Source organism: Acidovorax sp. 35-64-16 (genome assembly GCF_002281195.1).
In the GTDB taxonomy this organism is placed as follows: domain Bacteria; phylum Pseudomonadota; class Gammaproteobacteria; order Burkholderiales; family Burkholderiaceae_C; genus Acidovorax; species Acidovorax defluvii.
The window spans coordinates 46,235-61,837 of record NZ_NCFM01000017.1 but is presented as its reverse complement, the minus strand read 5'-3'; the positions used below and the strand labels follow the sequence as shown (position 1 = coordinate 61,837).

The 15,603-nt window shown below is 67.1% G+C and carries 14 protein-coding genes; 4 read left to right on the top strand and 10 right to left on the bottom strand.

Annotated features, from left to right (window positions below; all coding sequences use genetic code 11):
• Positions 1 to 122 precede the first annotated feature (122 nt).
• From B7Y64_RS12415 to B7Y64_RS12380, 8 genes are all read right to left on the bottom strand, one after another.
• Positions 123 to 1,745: a gamma-glutamyltransferase family protein gene (locus B7Y64_RS12415; protein WP_024813931.1), complete on the bottom strand. Its 1,623-nt coding sequence runs from the start codon at positions 1,743 to 1,745 to the stop codon at positions 123 to 125.
• Between the two features lie 180 nt (positions 1,746 to 1,925).
• The gene (locus B7Y64_RS12410; protein ID WP_291329030.1) at positions 1,926 to 3,221 is read right to left on the bottom strand and encodes a DUF3422 family protein; all 1,296 of its coding nucleotides are present in this window, start codon (positions 3,219 to 3,221) and stop codon (positions 1,926 to 1,928) included.
• A 132-nt stretch (positions 3,222 to 3,353) separates the two neighbouring features.
• A complete protein-coding gene (locus B7Y64_RS12405) occupies positions 3,354 to 4,865 on the bottom strand; it encodes a tripartite tricarboxylate transporter permease (protein WP_024813929.1) in 1,512 nt (503 codons plus the stop codon).
• A 15-nt stretch (positions 4,866 to 4,880) separates the two neighbouring features.
• A complete protein-coding gene (locus B7Y64_RS12400) occupies positions 4,881 to 5,369 on the bottom strand; it encodes a tripartite tricarboxylate transporter TctB family protein (protein ID WP_024813928.1) in 489 nt (162 codons plus the stop codon).
• 154 nt (positions 5,370 to 5,523) lie between these two features.
• On the bottom strand, positions 5,524 to 7,317 hold the full coding sequence (locus tag B7Y64_RS12395; RefSeq protein WP_291326426.1) for a GspE/PulE family protein: 1,794 nt from the start codon (positions 7,315 to 7,317) through the stop codon (positions 5,524 to 5,526).
• 49 nt (positions 7,318 to 7,366) lie between these two features.
• Positions 7,367 to 8,131, bottom strand: a complete 765-nt coding sequence (locus B7Y64_RS12390) for a spermidine synthase (RefSeq protein ID WP_024813926.1) — start codon at positions 8,129 to 8,131, stop codon at positions 7,367 to 7,369.
• The gene (locus tag B7Y64_RS12385; RefSeq protein WP_291326424.1) at positions 8,132 to 8,707 is read right to left on the bottom strand and encodes a DNA-deoxyinosine glycosylase; all 576 of its coding nucleotides are present in this window, start codon (positions 8,705 to 8,707) and stop codon (positions 8,132 to 8,134) included.
• 97 nt (positions 8,708 to 8,804) lie between these two features.
• Positions 8,805 to 9,635: a TatD family hydrolase gene (locus B7Y64_RS12380; RefSeq protein WP_291326422.1), complete on the bottom strand. Its 831-nt coding sequence runs from the start codon at positions 9,633 to 9,635 to the stop codon at positions 8,805 to 8,807.
• A 229-nt stretch (positions 9,636 to 9,864) separates the two neighbouring features.
• Between B7Y64_RS12380 and B7Y64_RS12375 the strand changes: the two genes are divergently transcribed.
• From B7Y64_RS12375 to B7Y64_RS12360, 4 genes are all read left to right on the top strand, one after another.
• Positions 9,865 to 10,785 (top strand): trypsin-like peptidase domain-containing protein, encoded by a 921-nt coding sequence (locus B7Y64_RS12375; RefSeq protein ID WP_291329027.1) that lies wholly within the window; start codon positions 9,865 to 9,867, stop codon positions 10,783 to 10,785.
• 207 nt (positions 10,786 to 10,992) lie between these two features.
• Positions 10,993 to 12,024 carry a MoxR family ATPase gene (locus B7Y64_RS12370; RefSeq protein WP_114656967.1) on the top strand — a complete coding sequence of 344 codons (1,032 nt, stop codon included), beginning with the start codon at positions 10,993 to 10,995 and terminating at the stop codon, positions 12,022 to 12,024.
• Positions 12,005 to 13,066 (top strand): DUF58 domain-containing protein, encoded by a 1,062-nt coding sequence (locus B7Y64_RS12365; RefSeq protein WP_291329024.1) that lies wholly within the window; start codon positions 12,005 to 12,007, stop codon positions 13,064 to 13,066. Before B7Y64_RS12370 ends, B7Y64_RS12365 begins: the two co-directional genes overlap by 20 nt.
• Before the next feature lie 27 nt (positions 13,067 to 13,093).
• The gene (locus tag B7Y64_RS12360) at positions 13,094 to 14,137 is read left to right on the top strand and encodes a VWA domain-containing protein (protein WP_291329022.1); all 1,044 of its coding nucleotides are present in this window, start codon (positions 13,094 to 13,096) and stop codon (positions 14,135 to 14,137) included.
• 77 nt (positions 14,138 to 14,214) lie between these two features.
• On the opposite strand, the gene B7Y64_RS12355 is transcribed toward B7Y64_RS12360, so the two are convergent.
• Together B7Y64_RS12355 and B7Y64_RS12350 are read right to left on the bottom strand one after the other, a co-directional pair.
• Entirely contained in the window at positions 14,215 to 15,072 is an 858-nt protein-coding gene (locus tag B7Y64_RS12355) for a creatininase family protein (RefSeq protein WP_291329020.1), read from the bottom strand.
• A gap of 52 nt (positions 15,073 to 15,124) precedes the next feature.
• Complete coding sequence (locus B7Y64_RS12350; RefSeq protein ID WP_291329018.1) at positions 15,125 to 15,496, bottom strand: hypothetical protein; 372 nt, start codon at positions 15,494 to 15,496, stop codon at positions 15,125 to 15,127.
• Positions 15,497 to 15,603 lie beyond the last annotated feature (107 nt).

Sequence of the window (15,603 nt, the reverse complement as noted above, 5' to 3'; positions counted from 1 at the left end):
TCAAAGTGCTTTCCTTTGCGACTGGCCGGTCAACAAGAGAGCATCCTATGCACTCTTGGCCCAACCTATTGCTTGGTGCACTTCGTTCTGGAATCCGCCGATTAAAACTCACACCAACGCATTCAAAACCCGGCCGCCAGGCCGTCGCGGCGCGCATCGCTGGCAGCCAGGTAGCCATGCACCTTGGGGTCGCCCATGCGCCAGATGAACTGGCCCGCGCCAAAGTCCTGGTAAGAGTCCTGCAGCACATCGATGCGGTGGCCCAGCGCCTGCAGGCCCTGCACGGTGGCTGGCTGCATCGACGCCTCGACGTTGATCGACAGCCCCGCATTGAAGCGCCAGCGCGGCGCGTCGCAGGCCATCTGCGGGTTCTGGCCGTGGTCGAGCATGCGCACCAGTGTCTGCATGTGGCCCTGGGGCTGCATGTTGGCGCCCATCACGCCATAGCTCATGACGGGCTGGCCGTCCTTCGTGACAAAGGCTGGAATGATGGTGTGAAACGGACGCTTGCCCGGCGCCACCAGATTGGCCCGGTTGGCGCCCGCCGGGTCGGTGCTGAACCCGAAGCCCCGGTTTTGCAGGCTGATGCCGAACGTGGGCTCCACGCAGCCCGAGCCAAAGCCGGTGAAGTTGCTCTGGATGAAGCTCACCATCATGCCGTTCTCGTCGGCCGCTGTGAGGTAGATGGTGCCGCCCTTGACCGGGTTGCCCGCCCCAAAATCCTGCGCCTGGTTCATGCGGATGAGTCTGGCACGGGAAGCGAGGTAGCCGTCATCGAGCATTTGCGCGGGGGTCACCTCCATCCAAGAAGGCTCGGCCACATAGCGGTACACATCGGCAAACGCCAGCTTCATGGCCTCGATCTGCAGGTGCTGGGCCTCGGGCCCGTCCACCGGCAGGCTGGCCAGGTCAAACTGCTCCAGGATGCCCAGCGCAATCAGGGCGGCAATGCCCTGGCCGCTGGGCGGAATCTCGTGCAACGTGTAGCCCCGGTAGTTGCGGGCAATGGGCGTCACCCATTCGGGCCGGTGCGCGCCCAGGTCCGCCAGGCTGAGGCTGCCGCCGTGGGCCTGCGCAAAGGCAGCCATGGCCTGGGCGATTTCGCCGGTGTAAAAGGCCTCGCCGCGCGTGGCACCAATGGCGCGCAAGGCGCGCGCGGCGGCCGGAAACTGGAACAGCTCGCCCACCTGCGGCGCGCGCCCCCAGGGCATGAAGCTTTGCGCAAAACCGGGCTGCGATTGCAGTTCGGGCACAGCGGCGGCCCACTTTTGCTGCACCACCACGGGCACCAGGTAGCCACGCTCGGCGATCTCGATAGCGGGTGCCATGAGGTCGGCAAACGGCAGCTTGCCAAAGCGCTCTGACAGCGCCACCCAGGCGCTCACGGCGCCGGGCACGGTGACAGAGTCGATGCCGCGCTTGGGCGGCGTGGCCGCACCGGTGCCGTAGCGGCGATGAAAATACTCCGGCGTCCACGCCTGCGGTGCGCGGCCCGACGCATTCAATCCATGCAGCGCCTTCCCGTCCCACAAGATGCAGAACGCATCGCTGCCCAGGCCGTTGCTGACTGGCTCACACAGCGTCATGGCGGCGGCGGCGGCCACGGCGGCATCCACCGCATTGCCGCCCTGCTGCAGCATGCGCAAACCGGCCTGCGCGGCCAGCGGGTGCGAGGTGGAACAAAGGTTGCGCGCAAACACCGGCAAGCGGGTGCTGGCATAAGAGGGGGTGTAGCTGAATGGCATGCAGCGATTATCGGCCGCTTGCCCACAGCGCGCCGAGACCCTTCAGCGGCCAAAAACCCGGCTCAGCGCTCTCCGGGGGGGCAGCGGCGCGGGGGCGCAGGCGGCGCAGCCCCGAACGGCCCGGTGCGAGCCAGTGCGGCAAGCGCCATGCAAAACCCCAGGGGCGTTGTCAGAACGCTTTCAGTGCTTGCGAAACACCCGGTGGTGCAGCCGCCGCAGCGACCACCACACGCCCACCGCCACCACCGGAATCGCCACAGCCGCCGTGGTCTCGGGCGACAGGGGCCAGCCCAGCTTTTGCGCGCCCTTGGCCAGGTAGCTCACCAGCCCCACGATGTAATAGGTGATGGCGGCCACCGACAGGCCTTCCACCGTGGACTGCATCTGCAATTGCAAATCCTGCCGGTGGTTCATGGTGGTCAGCAGCGCCTGGCTGCTTTGCTGCTGCTCGATCTCGACGCGGGTGCGCAGCAGGTTGCTCATGCGCGAGACGCGCTGCGACAGCGCATCCTGGCGCCGCGTGGCCCATTCGCAGGTGCTGCGCGCGGGTGTGAGCCGGCGGTCCATGAACTCGCGGATGGTCTGCATGCCCGCCAGGCGCGACTCGGCAACGTCCTGGATGCGGCGGTCCAGCAATTCAAAGTAAGCGCTGCTGGCCGAAAACCGCGAGTGCGTGGCCGCGTACTGGCTCTCCACCTGCCCGGCCAGCCGGGTGAGCCGGTCGAGCAGCGCAGGTTCGGCATCGCGGTTGGCGGTGCGAATGGCGTCGGCCAGCTCGGCCAGTTCGCGCTCGGCAAAGGCCAGCACCGTGGCGGCCTCGCGTGCGGCAGGCAGGCCCAGCAGCGCGGCCATGCGGTAGGTTTCGATCTCGAGCAGGCGCTGCACCAGGCGCCCCAGGCGGCGCGGCGTCATGCCGCCGGCCAGCAGCACCATGCGCGAGAAACCATCGGCATGGATGGCAAAGTCGGTGTACAGCTCGCCATGCCCGTCGGCCACGGTGGAGGCCACCAGCGTGTCCTCGTGCAGCACATGCCTGACCAGCGACCCCGAGCCAAACTGCTGGGTGGGCAGCACCCACAGGTTCAGGCTGCACAGACACTGGCCCGGCAGCGCCGCCAGCCATTCGCGCGGGACCACGTCGATGGCGCTGGTGGGATCGCGCTCGCCAAAAGCCTCGACGGGTGTGGGCACCATAAAGGTCCACGACACGAACTCGGTGTGCAACTCCCAGCGGATGCGAAACACACCCAGGTCCATGCGCAGGTGCGTGGTCTGCGCATCGGGCAGCGCCAGGTGGTGGTCGCGCAGCAGCGCCGCCACATGGGCGCGGCTGGCTTCGCGGCCGGCGGCATCGGCCAGCATGACGATGTGGGCAATGGCCAGCGGCGCCGTCAGGGCCTCGGGCGGGCGGGCGTGAATCTCGTTGTGCAGCATGACCCGGTGCGGGTGCTGCGTGGGGCGGTTGGGTGGTGGCATGCGGTCCTCGGTGCGCCATTGTGTACCGGGCGTTGCACCGTTTTGCCGAACCATCTTGCCAAAAAACAACGGCACCCGAGGGTGCCGTTGTGCTTGCAGCCGGGTCCCGCGCTGCGGGACCGGGGCATTGGGTCAGTCTTCGACGAAGGCCTCTTCGCGCTTGTTCTTCACGGCAGGCAGCAGCACGATGATGAGCAGCAGGGCAGCGGCCGCCAGCAGGCCCGCCGACAGCGGACGCGTGACAAACACGCTCCAGTCGCCACGCGACAGCAGCAAGGCGCGGCGCAGGTTTTCTTCCATCATCGGGCCCAGGATGAAACCGAGCAGCAGGGGCGCGGGTTCGGTGCCCAGCTTGTGAAAGATGTAACCCACCAGGCCAAAAAGACCCACCATCCAGACATCCCAGGTGTTGTTGTTGGTGGAATACACGCCCACCGCACAGAACAGCACGATGGATGGGAACAGCCAACGGTAAGGCACCGTGAGCAGTTTGATCCAGATGCCGATCAGCGGCAGGTTCAAAACGATCAGCATGGCGTTGCCGATCCACATCGAGGCGATCAGGCCCCAGAACAGCTCGGGGTTGCTGGTCATCACCTGGGGGCCAGGCTGGATGTTGTGGATCGTCATGGCACCCACCATCAGCGCCATCACGGCGTTGGGCGGAATGCCCAACGTGAGCAGCGGGATGAACGAGGTTTGCGAACCCGCGTTGTTGGCGGCCTCGGGAGCCGCCACGCCACGGATGTTGCCTTGGCCAAAGGGCACTTCGCCGGGGTGCAGCTTGGTTTTCTTTTCAATGGTGTAGGCAGCAAAAGCCGACAGCAGGGCACCGCCGCCGGGCAGGATACCCAGGGCAGAACCCAGCGCCGTACCGCGGATCACGGCGGGCAGCATGCGCTTGAAGTCTTCCTTGGTGGGGAACAGGCCTTCCACCTTGGCAGTGAACACTTCGCGGTCTTCTTCAGGACGCGAGAGGTTGGCAATGATTTCGCCGTAGCCAAACACGCCCATGGCAATGGTCACGAAGCCGATGCCGTCGGTCAGCTCAGGAATATCGAAGCTGAAACGGGCCACGCCCGAATTCACGTCGGTACCCACCAGGCCCATCAGCAGGCCCAGCACGATCATGCCCACCGCCTTGAGCAGCGAGCCCGAGGCCAGCACCACCGCGCCGATCAGGCCCAGGGTCATCAGCGAGAAGTATTCGGCGGGGCCGAACTTGAAGGCCACTTCGGTCAACGGAGGCGCGAAGGCCGCCAGAATCAGCGTGCCCACGCAACCGGCAAAGAACGAGCCCAGGCCGGCAGCCGCCAGCGCGGGTCCCGCACGGCCCTTGCGCGCCATCTGGTAGCCGTCGATCACGGTCACCACCGACGATGACTCGCCCGGCAGATTCACCAGAATGGCGGTGGTCGAGCCACCGTATTGCGCACCGTAGTAAATACCGGCCAGCATGATCAGCGCGGCCACGGGTGGCAGTGCATAGGTGGCGGGCAGCAGCATGGCGATGGTGGCCACGGGGCCGATGCCTGGGAGCACACCGATCAGCGTGCCCAGCAGGCAGCCTACAAAACAGTAGATCAGGTTCTGGAACGTGAAAGCAACGCCAAAACCGAGCGAGAGGTTGTCAAATAAATCCATGGTCACTGCTCCTGCTTAACCCGTAATGAAACTCGGCCACACAGGAAACTGCAGCTTGAGCGCCCAGACGAATGCCACATAGCTGCCCACGGCAAGCACCGTGGCCAGAATGAACACGGCCTTTGCATTGAATTCATTGCCCGCCAGGCTGGCAACGAAGGTCAGCGCATAGATGCCAACAATCAGGCCCATGGCAGGAATACCAAAGCTGGGCAAGCCGGCCAAAAGGATGCCAAAGGTGAAGTTGGCGGCCAGAATGAAGAACAGCGGCTTCCAGGCCCACTTGCCGATCTTGTCTCCGTCCACGGTTTCCACCACGGTGGCCTTGAAGGCGATCAGGCTGCCAATCAGTGCCAGCAGGATGCCCAGCATCAGCGGGAAATAGCCCGGGCCCATGCGGGCGCCGGTGCCGACGTTGTAGGTTGTGGCGCCCCAGGCGAAGGCCACGCCGACGCACATGAACATGAGGCCGGCAAAAAAGTCTTTTTGGCTCTTGATTTTCACGAATGTCTCCTAGGCGGAATCTCGACATCGCGATTGTGCTGGGAATACAGGCCCCCAGCGATGTGGATTCCACCTACACCCGGGCACCGCCGCCGCGCCTTGCCTTGTCGTGCTTTGCCGTGCCAAGAAGGGGCGCAGCGGCCACCCCCCCGGGTCATTCGAGCGGCGGGGTCCCTGCCACCACCTCATCGAGCGTGGTCAGCCCTTCGGCCACGCGCAGGGCGCCAGCCAGGCGCAGGGGACGCATGCCGTCGGCCACGGCCTGGCGGCGCAGCACGTCGATCGATGGCGCCTGGGTGATCTTGTCCTTGAGCGCCTCGCTCACCGTGAGCAGCTCGTACAGCCCCATGCGCCCCAGAAAGCCCCCCATGCGGCAATCCACGCAGCCCACGGCCTTGAACGGCTGGTAAGTGCCCGAGAGCTTCCAGGGCTTGACCACCTCGGCCAGCGCCTCGGGCGCGGCCGAGGTGTCGGGCTGCTTGCACTGCTTGCACAGCGTGCGCACCAGACGCTGGGCCAGCACACCGAGCAGCGTGGCATTGATCAGGTAAGACGGCACACCCAGCTCCATCAAGCGGGTGATGGCACTGGGCGCATCGTTGGTGTGCAGGGTGGAGAACACCAGATGCCCCGTGAGCGCCGCCTGGATGGCCATCTCGGCGGTTTCCAGGTCGCGAATTTCGCCCACCATGATGATGTCCGGGTCCTGGCGCATCAGCGCACGCAGGCCTTCGGCAAAGTTGAAGTCGAGCTGCGGCTGCACCTGCGTCTGGTTGAAGCTGGGCTCGATCATTTCGATCGGGTCTTCCACCGTGCTCACGTTGACCTCTTCGGTGGCCACGCGCTTCAAGGTGGCATACAGCGTGGTGGTCTTGCCCGAGCCGGTGGGCCCGGTCACCAGGATGATGCCGTGCGGGCGCTTGACCAGCGCCTCCCAGCGCTGCGCGTCGTGCGGCGCAAAGCCCAGGGCATCCAGATTCTTGACGGTGTTGTCGGGGTCAAAAATCCGCATCACCATCTTTTCGCCAAACGCCGTGGGCAGCGTGGACAGGCGCATCTCCACCTCGTCGCCGCGCTGGTTGCGGGTCTTGATGCGGCCGTCCTGCGGTCGGCGCTTTTCCACCACGTCGATGCGGCCCAGCAGCTTGATGCGCGACACCATGGCGTTGTGCACGCCCATGGGCATCTGGTAGACGGGGTGCAGCACGCCGTCGATGCGAAAGCGGATCACGCCCTGCTCGCGGCGCGGCTCCAGGTGGATGTCGCTGGCGCGCTGGTCAAAGGCATATTGCCACAGCCAGTCCACCACCTTCACCACACCCTGGTCGTTGGCATCGAGCTGCTTGTTGCTTTTGCCCAGCTCGACCAGCTGCTCAAAACTGCTGCCACCCGCGTTGCCGCCCGCCTTCTGCGCCGCGCGCACCGACTTGGCCAGCGCAAAGAACTCGGCCGTGTAGCGGTGAATATCCTGCGGGCTGGCCACCACGCGACGCACCGCGCGGCGCGACTGGCGCTCCACCTCGGCCACCCAGTCGTCAATGAAGGGCTCGGCCGTGGCCACCACCACCTCCTTGGCCGTCACCTGCACCGGCAGCACCTTGTGGCGCTCGGCATACTGGGCGCTCATGCTGTCGGCCACGCGGCCCACGTCCACCTTGAGCGGGTCGATGCGCAGGTATTGCAGGCCCGCGCGCTTGGCCAGGTATTCGGTGAGTGCTTCGATATCGAGCGGCTTGCCGTCGCTGGCGCGCGCCATGGACACGCTGGCCAGCCGCACCAGCGGATGCTGCGAGCTTTCGGCCTGCGAGCAGCGCGCAATGGTGCGCTGGGCTTCTTCCAGCGATATCACGCCATCGGAGCGCAACCAGTCCACCATGCGGCGCCAGTCCAGCGGGCCGACATGGATCGCAGGCGCAGCAGGCGCGGGGGTTTCGGGGAGGGTTTTCATCAGGGGCCTTGGGAAACGGTGCAATGGCTCGGCGCGCGGCTGCGGACGATCAGTCCACAACGGGTTTGAACACGCGCAGCCACTTGGCAGAGGGCAGATCCCAGCGCGCCTGGATGGCCTCGGCCCGCGCCGCCAGCTCGGTGCGTTTGGGCCGGCTGGGCGTGCGCTGCGCCAGCACCACGGTGTTGCCCTCGCGGGTGGGCTTGAAGGCCCACAGCGCGTCTTCGCCAAAGGCGCTGGCCATGCTCTTGAGGCTGCGCTCAAAGCTCGACGCGCGGCCAAACAGGTTGACGGTCATGCAGCCGTCCTCGGTCAGCAGGGCGCGGCAGTCGGCATAAAAGTCGGGGCTGTCGAGCACCGGCGCCGCGGCCTCGTGGTCGTACAGATCCACGGCCAGGGCATCCACGGTGCCCAGCCACATCGGGTTCTTGATTTCCTCGGCTGCATCGGCCAGCACCACGCGCAGCTTGGGGCCATCGGGCGGCAGCTTGAACCACTGGCGGCACACCGCCAGCACCTGGGGGTTGAGCTCGATGGCCGTGGTGCACAGGCGCAGTTTCTTGTGGCAGAACTTGGTGATGGCCCCGGCCCCCAGCCCCAGTTGCATGGCGTGGCGCTTGGTCACGCTGGCGGGTTCGACAAACAGCAGCCAGGCCATCATGCGCTGCACATACTGCAGCTCGATCTCGAACGGCTCGGCCACGCGCATGGAGCCCTGGATCCAGGGGGTTCCCAGGTGCAGGTGGCGCACCTCGCCATCGTCGGAGACACTCACTTCGGGTAATTCGATTGCGGTCTTTTTATTGCGGGCCATTCACACCAATCCATGCCGGGCCAGCAGTTCGGCCCAGGCGGTCAATTTACGTTCAAAACTCCAGGAGGCGTTGGCCGGGCTGGTGGACGGAAGCCGGCTCACCGACACCCCCAGCAACGCCGTGCTGCGCGCATGCCTGAAACTCTCCCCCCCATTGTGGGCGATGGCCGCCAGCCGGGGGCAGCGCCCGCGCAGGCTGGCAAAGTCGTTGACCTGCGCGTTGCGGATGCGGGTGTCCAGACTGCCCACGCGCTCGCAGCTGGCGTACACATCCCACAGCCCAAGCCCCCGCGCCAGCAACCAGGCGCAGCGCTGGTCGTAGTGCTCCCTGCCGGGCAGCGGGTGCTGCGGCCAGAGCGCCTGCAAGATGCGCCAGAAATGGTTTTGCGGGTGCGCATAGTACTGCCCCGCCCGCAGAGAGGCCGCGCCCGGAAAACTGCCGAGCACGAGCACCACCGTGCGCTCGGACACCACGGGCGCCAGCCCCGTCAGGCGCTCGCCGCCGGGCGGCAGCAGCGGGCTGGGCACATCGCGGGGTCGGGTGGGGCGGCCCACAGCCGCCTTGTTTTCCTTCATGGTCTGATTCTGTCGTGAAACCTGGTGGGCAATCCGGCAACTATCAAATAAATAGCTGCTAGCGCTTATCTGACAAGCGCTACAAGCCAAAAACACCTCAAACTTTTTGCACCAGCCCGGCCAGGCGCGGCAGCGCCGCACAGGCGTTTGCGGCGGTGCTGCGCGCCAGTTCCGCCACGGGCATGCCGCGCAGGCCCGCCACCACCTCGGCGATGCGCGGCAGCTCGGTCGGCGCGTTGCGCCCCTGGGGTTGTCCGGCGGCACGCTGTTCGGCCGGGGTGTAAAGCCAGTGCGGCGGAATGTCGGGCGCGTCGGTTTCCAGCACCAGGGCCGACTCGGGCAACTCGGCCGCCAGCCGGCGCAATTGCAGAGCCCGGTCATAAGTCACCGCGCCGCCAAACCCCAGCTTGAAACCCAGCGCAATGAACGCCTGCGCCTGCTGCAGGCTGCCATTGAAGGCATGGGCGATGCCGCCCGGCACGGCAACGTCGCGCAGGCCCTTGAGCAGCTTGTCTGCCGAGCGGCGCACATGCAGGACCACCGGCAGATCGAACCGGCGCGCCAGCTGCAGTTGCGCACGGTAAAACTGCTCCTGCCGCGCGGGGTCCAGTCCATCGGCAAAAAAATCCAGCCCGATTTCGCCGATGGCCACCAGGCGCGGGTCGGGGTGGTGCTGCTCCAGCGCCTGGGCCAGCAGCGCCAGGTCGGCATCGGCCGCCCGCGCGGTGTAGAGCGGGTGAATGCCCAGGGCGTAGCTGTCGCCATGGCGGTGCGCCAGCTGGCGCACGGCATCCCAGTTGGCACGCTCTACCGCCGGAATCACGCAATGCGCCACGCCTGCTGCAGCCGCCTGCTCGCGCACGGTGTCGCGGTCGGCGGCAAACTCGGCGGCGTCCAGGTGGCAGTGCGTATCGATCCAGGAAGACATGCCGACATGATGCCCGACCAGCGCGCACCTGGCAGCGGCCTGGCAGCGGCCCGGCGACACGGTGGTGTGCATCAACGGGCGATCCGTGCTACTGTCAAACCCGTGCGCCACGCCCCGGCGCGACGTGCCGTTTTCTCACCCCCCGCGTGCCTGCCAAGGCGCAGCGCCCACAGCCCCCCAAGGCGTGCGCACGGGCCGGCAAATGGCCATGGAACCAGAAGGTGACAGCATGCCCCGGCCCGCCCTCTACAGCAGTTCCCGCCCCACCCGGCGCCCGGCAGAACCGGTGGCCGCAGTGGCCAGCGCGCCGCAGCCGTCACCACCGCTGGCACCGCCCGCCGCCGCATCCGCAAAACCAATCGCCCCGCGCAACCACCTGCGCGCCCTGTGGTCGGCCGTGGTGCTGCTCACCGCGCTGCTGCTGGCCAGCCTGTGGCTGCACCCGGGCACCACGCCCCGCCGCATCACGCAGGACGACATCGACGCCGCCGTGCTGCGCACCCTGGAGAACACCACCTTGCCATCGCCCGCCACAGCGGCGGTGGAGGCCGTGGCGCCCTCGGTGGTGCGTGTGGCGAGCTACACGCGCAGCAAGAACGGCAAGAAAGAGCTCGAGCGCGGCATTGGCACCGGCGTGGTGATTGTGGATTCGGGAGTCATCCTCACCAACCTGCATGTCGTACTGGGGGCCAGCCGCATCACCATCACCTTCCATGATGGGCTGGAAACCACCGCCAGCGTCACCGGCGTCCAGCCCGAAAACGACCTGGCCGTGCTGCAGGCCCACAAGGTGCCCGACGACCTGGCCGCCGCGCCGCTGCGCTCCACGCAAGACCTGCGGGCGGGCGACCAGGTGGTGGCCATCGGTTTTCCGTTTGGCATCGGGCCATCGGCGTCGGCGGGCGTGGTGTCGGGCCTGGACCGTGAATTCGATCCGCCCGAAGGCACCCGTCCGCTCACCAACCTGATCCAGTTCGACGCGGCCGCCAACCCCGGCAACTCGGGCGGCCCGCTGGTCACCATGGAAGGCGAGGTGGTGGGCATCGTCACCGCCATCCTCAACCCCACCGAGGCCCGCACCTTTATCGGCATCGGCTTTGCCGTGCCCATTGAAAACGCCGCGGCTGCGGTGGGCATGCCGCCGTTTTAGCAGGAGGCACCCCCCTGAGCTTCGCGCCCTCCCCCTCTCTCGCTTCGCTGCGCGATGCGGGAGGGGGACGCCCCCAGCGCACGGACTGGATATGCCGCCTTCGCGGCGGGGCGGCCCTTGCGCGGGGGCGCTGGCTTTGCACCGCGCCAGTTGCTCGGGCTGGTGACGGCCCGCAGCATCGTTGATCACTGACAAGGAAGGGAACCCATGGAAGCCGCAACGAACAACGCATCCACCGCCACGCTGATGGAGCAGGTGCTCTACGAAGTCAAGCGCGTCGTGGTCGGGCAAGACCGCTTTCTCGAACGCGTGATGGTGGCCATGCTGGCCCAGGGCCATCTGCTGGTCGAGGGCGTGCCCGGCCTGGCCAAGACGCTCACCATCAAGACGCTGGCGCGCACCATCCAGGGCAGTTTCAAGCGCATCCAGTTCACGCCCGACCTGGTGCCCGCCGACCTGGTGGGCACGCGCATGTACAACCAGAAGACGGGCGAGTTCAGCACCACGCTGGGCCCAGTATTCACGCACCTGCTGCTGGCCGACGAAATCAATCGCGCCCCCGCCAAAGTGCAAAGCGCCCTGCTGGAGGTGATGCAGGAGCGCCAGGTGACGATTGCCGGCGAAACCCACAAGGTGCCCGCGCCTTTTTTGGTGATGGCCACGCAAAACCCCATCGAGACCGAAGGCACCTACGCCCTGCCCGAAGCGCAGGTAGACCGCTTCATGATGAAGGTGCTGCTGGGTTACCCCACCGAGGAGGAAGAGTTCGTGATTGCCCAGCGCGCGCTGGCTGCGCCCGTGCAGGTGCTGCCCGTGGCCACCACGGCGCAGCTGTCGGCCCTGCAGGCCGAGTGCCGCAGCGTGTATGTGGACCCGTCGCTGCTGCAATATGCGGTGAAGCTGGTGGCGGCCACGCGGGCACCCGCGCAGCATGGCGTCCAGGACATTGCGCAGTTCATTGCCTGCGGCGCCAGCCCGCGCGCCACCATCTGCCTGGCTGAAGGCGCGCAGGCCCTGGCCATGCTGCGCGGGCGCGCCTACGTGCTGCCCGAAGACATGACCGATCTGGCGGCCGATGTGCTGCGCCACCGGCTGTCGCTGTCGTATGAGGCGCTGTCGGACGGGCTGGATGCCGATGCGCTGATTGCCCGCATCATGGCCAAGATACCGGCGCCTGCGCGGCCTTTGCACCACCTGCAAAACAGCTTGGGCACTCACCATGAGCAACAAGCTGCCTGAACCCGCCACCGGGCAACCCCTGCCCAGCGTGCCTGGCCAGGCCGACCGCCTGCTGCGGCAGCTGGAGTGGCATGTCATCCGGCGGCTCGACGGCCTGCTGCAGGGCGACTACCGCACCCTGGTGCGCGGCAGCGGGCTGGACCTGGCCGACCTGCGCGAGTACCAGCCCCACGACGATGTGCGCCACATCGACTGGAATGTGACGGCCCGCCTGAACACGCCCCATGTGCGCGTGTTCACCGAAGACCGCGAAATGTCGGCCTGGTTTCTGCTGGACCTGAGCCCCTCCATCCACTTTGGCCCGCAGGGCTACGCCAAGCGCGACATCCTCACCGGCTTTGTGGCGGTGCTGGCGCGCCTGCTCACGCGCCACGGCAACCGCGTGGGCGCCATGCTGTATGGCGCGGGGGGTGCGGGTGGTGCGGGCGGTGCAAAGAGCGCAGAGGGCGCCGGCGCGCGCGCGGTCGATGCCGTGCTGCCCCCGCGCAGCAGCCGTGCGCAGGTGCTGCACCTGGCGCACCGGTTGCTGCAGCCGGGCACCGTCCAGCCCGCCGGCGTCACGCAACTGGGCTTGCTGCTGAAGGCCGGCCTCGGCGGCATTCGCAGGCGCTCCACAGTGTTCGTGGTGTCGGACTTCATCAGCGCACCCGGCTGGGAAAAGCCGCTGGCCCAGCTGGCGCAGCGCCACGACGTGGTGGCCGTGCGCCTGTTCGATCCGCTCGAACTGGAGCTGCCCGACCTGGGCCTGGTGCTGTTGCGCGATGCCGAGACCGGCGAGCAACTGCAGGTCGACACGCACGACAAGGCCTTTCGCCAGCGCTTTGCCCGCCTGTCCGCCGAGCGCGAGGCCGCCCTGCGCACCGCCCTGGCCGCCGCGGGCGCCGACACGCTGGAGCTGCGCACCGATGACGACCTGATCGACGCCCTGCTGCGCTTCATGGACCTGCGCCAGCGCCGCGCCGGGCCGCGGCTGCGCGCTGTCCAGTCCAGCCCCCGCCCCACCACCGTGCTGGCCGGGCAGACCGCGCAGGCCACTGCCTGAAACCCACTCACCCAAGGACAACCGACCATGGTTTTTCTCTGGCCCACCCTGCTCTGGCTGCTGCTGGCGGTGCCGCTGCTGGTGGCGCTGTACGCCTGGCTGCTGCACCGGCGCAAGCAGCAGGCGCTGAACTACCCCAGCCTCGGCCTGGTGCGCGCGGCGCTCGGCCCCGGCCAGCGCCTGCGCCGCCACATCCCGCCCACCCTGTTTTTGCTGGCGCTGGTGGCCCTGCTGCTGGCGGCGGCGCGCCCCATGGCGGTGATCACGCTGCCCTCAGAGCAACAGACCATCGTGCTGGCCATGGATGTGTCGGGCAGCATGCGCGCCACTGACGTGGAGCCCGACCGCCTCACCGCCGCGCAGAACGCCGCCAAGGCCTTCATTGCCGAGCTGCCGCGCCATGTGCGCGTGGGCATCGTGGCGTTTGCGGGCAGCGCCCAACTGGCGCAACTGCCCACCCAGAGCCATGAAGACCTGGTCAAGGCGATCGACAGCTTTCAGCTGCAGCGCGGCACGGCCACGGGCAACGGCATCATGCTGGCGCTGGCCACGCTGTTCCCCAACGCAGGCATCGACATTGCCGCTCTGGGCGAGCGCCAGGCCATGCGGCCGCGCTCGCTCGACGAGGTCACCCGGCAGGACCCGGCCAAGACCTTCACGCCCGTCGCCCCGGGCTCCTACAACTCGGCCGCCATCATCATGCTGACCGACGGCCAGCGCACCACCGGGGTGGACCCGCTCGAAGCCGCCCAGTGGGCCGCCGACCGGGGCGTGCGTGTTTACACCGTGGGCGTGGGCACGGTGCAGGGTGAAACCATCGGTTTCGAGGGCTGGTCGATGCGCGTGCGGCTCGATGAAGAAACCCTCAAGGCCGTGGCCTTGCGCACCCAGGCCGAATATTTCCACGCTGCCACGGCCGCCGACCTGAAGAAGGTCTATGAAACCCTGAGTTCGCGCCTCACGGTGGAAAAGCGCGAAACCGAAGTCTCTGCCGTGCTGGCGCTGGTGGGGGCGGCGCTGGCGGTGCTGGCCGCCGGGCTGTCGGTGGGGTGGTTTGGGCGGGTGATGTAGTTAAAAAAACTATCAAAATAATAGCTGCTTGCGCTTATTCCATAAGCGCTAGAGGCCAAAAACACCCAAAATACGCGTTATTCGACCAGGCCCCCGGCGCCATCCACCAAGGTGGCCAGCGGCAGGTCGTGCAGCTCTTGCAGCAAGCGCACCAGTTGCTGTGCGGCGGCATCCACCACCGCGCGGCCCTTGTCGGCTGTGGCGGCGGCGGCATTGCCCACGGCACCGGCCACGTGGTAGTCCTGCATCTGCCAGCCCAGCTTGGCGCTTTTGCCGTTGCCCAGGATGGCGTAGCGCTCGGCCCGGTCCTGCGAGGTGGAGCGGAAATCGCGCGCGTGCTCCATGTGCACCGCGCTTGGCGCCAGGTGCAGCATCATTGAGGTCTCGATCTCGCCCGCATGGATGCCAAAGCGGTGCTCTTCGGCACTGAATTGGCCAGCCACGGCGTCGGGCAGAGGCAGGCTGAACCAGCTGGCGCTGTAGACCAGCAGATGGCTGCGCGTGCGCAACTCGCGCGCCACGATGTCCATCACGCTGACCTGGCCGCCATGGCCGTTGAACAGCAAGAGCTTTTTCACCCCGGCGCGCGCCACGCATTCGCCAATCTCGGTCCACAGCGCAATCACCGTGGCGGGCGACAGCGTGAGCGTGCCGGGAAAGCGGATGTGCTCGGGGCTCAGGCCCACCACCTGCGGCGGCAAAAACAGCACGGGCAGCGCAGCGGGCAGCAGCGGCAGCGCGGCGTCCATCACGCCCTGCAGCAGCGTGGCATCCACCGACAGCGGCAGGTGCGGCCCATGCTGCTCGATGGCCGCCACCGGCAGCACGGCCACCGTCTGCCGGGCCTGGCCGCTGGCGCGCAGCCCGATGAAGTCGCGGGTGGAAAGGTCGGCCCAGAAGCGCGACGGCAGGGGTGGGTGGGTGGCAGCAGTCATGCCCGCCATGGTAGTGGCTGCCGCCTCGGCCTGGGCATGAAAGGAATGCAGGTCACTTGAGCACCGTGGTGAGCAGCCAATACAGCAGATGGCCCACGCCCATCGCCAGCAACAGCACCAGTGCCAGCCCGCTGGCGCGCGTGCTGAAGCCACGGCGGCGCTGCCATGCCCGCACTGCCAGCGCCACCACCAGCCCCACGCCCGCCAGCACGGCCCACACCACCCAGACAAGACCCCGGTAAATGCAGCCAAAGTTCTCGCAATACAACGTGAAGCCGTGGAAGGACAGCGCTGCCAGCAACGCACACAGGCCCAGCAGCAGCCAGCCGCTGCCACGCAGCAGGCGGGTGAGCGAGCGCGACCAGATAGTTGCTGCAGGAACGACCACAGAAGAAGAAGAAGAAGAAGAAGAAGATGGCTGCATGGAAGTGGCTTTGCCCGACAGGGGCATGACCACCCCGACTATCCACCAGTTGGAAGCACCCCGGTGCACGGGATGCAATGGCTTACCCCGACGGTCAGACAACGGGG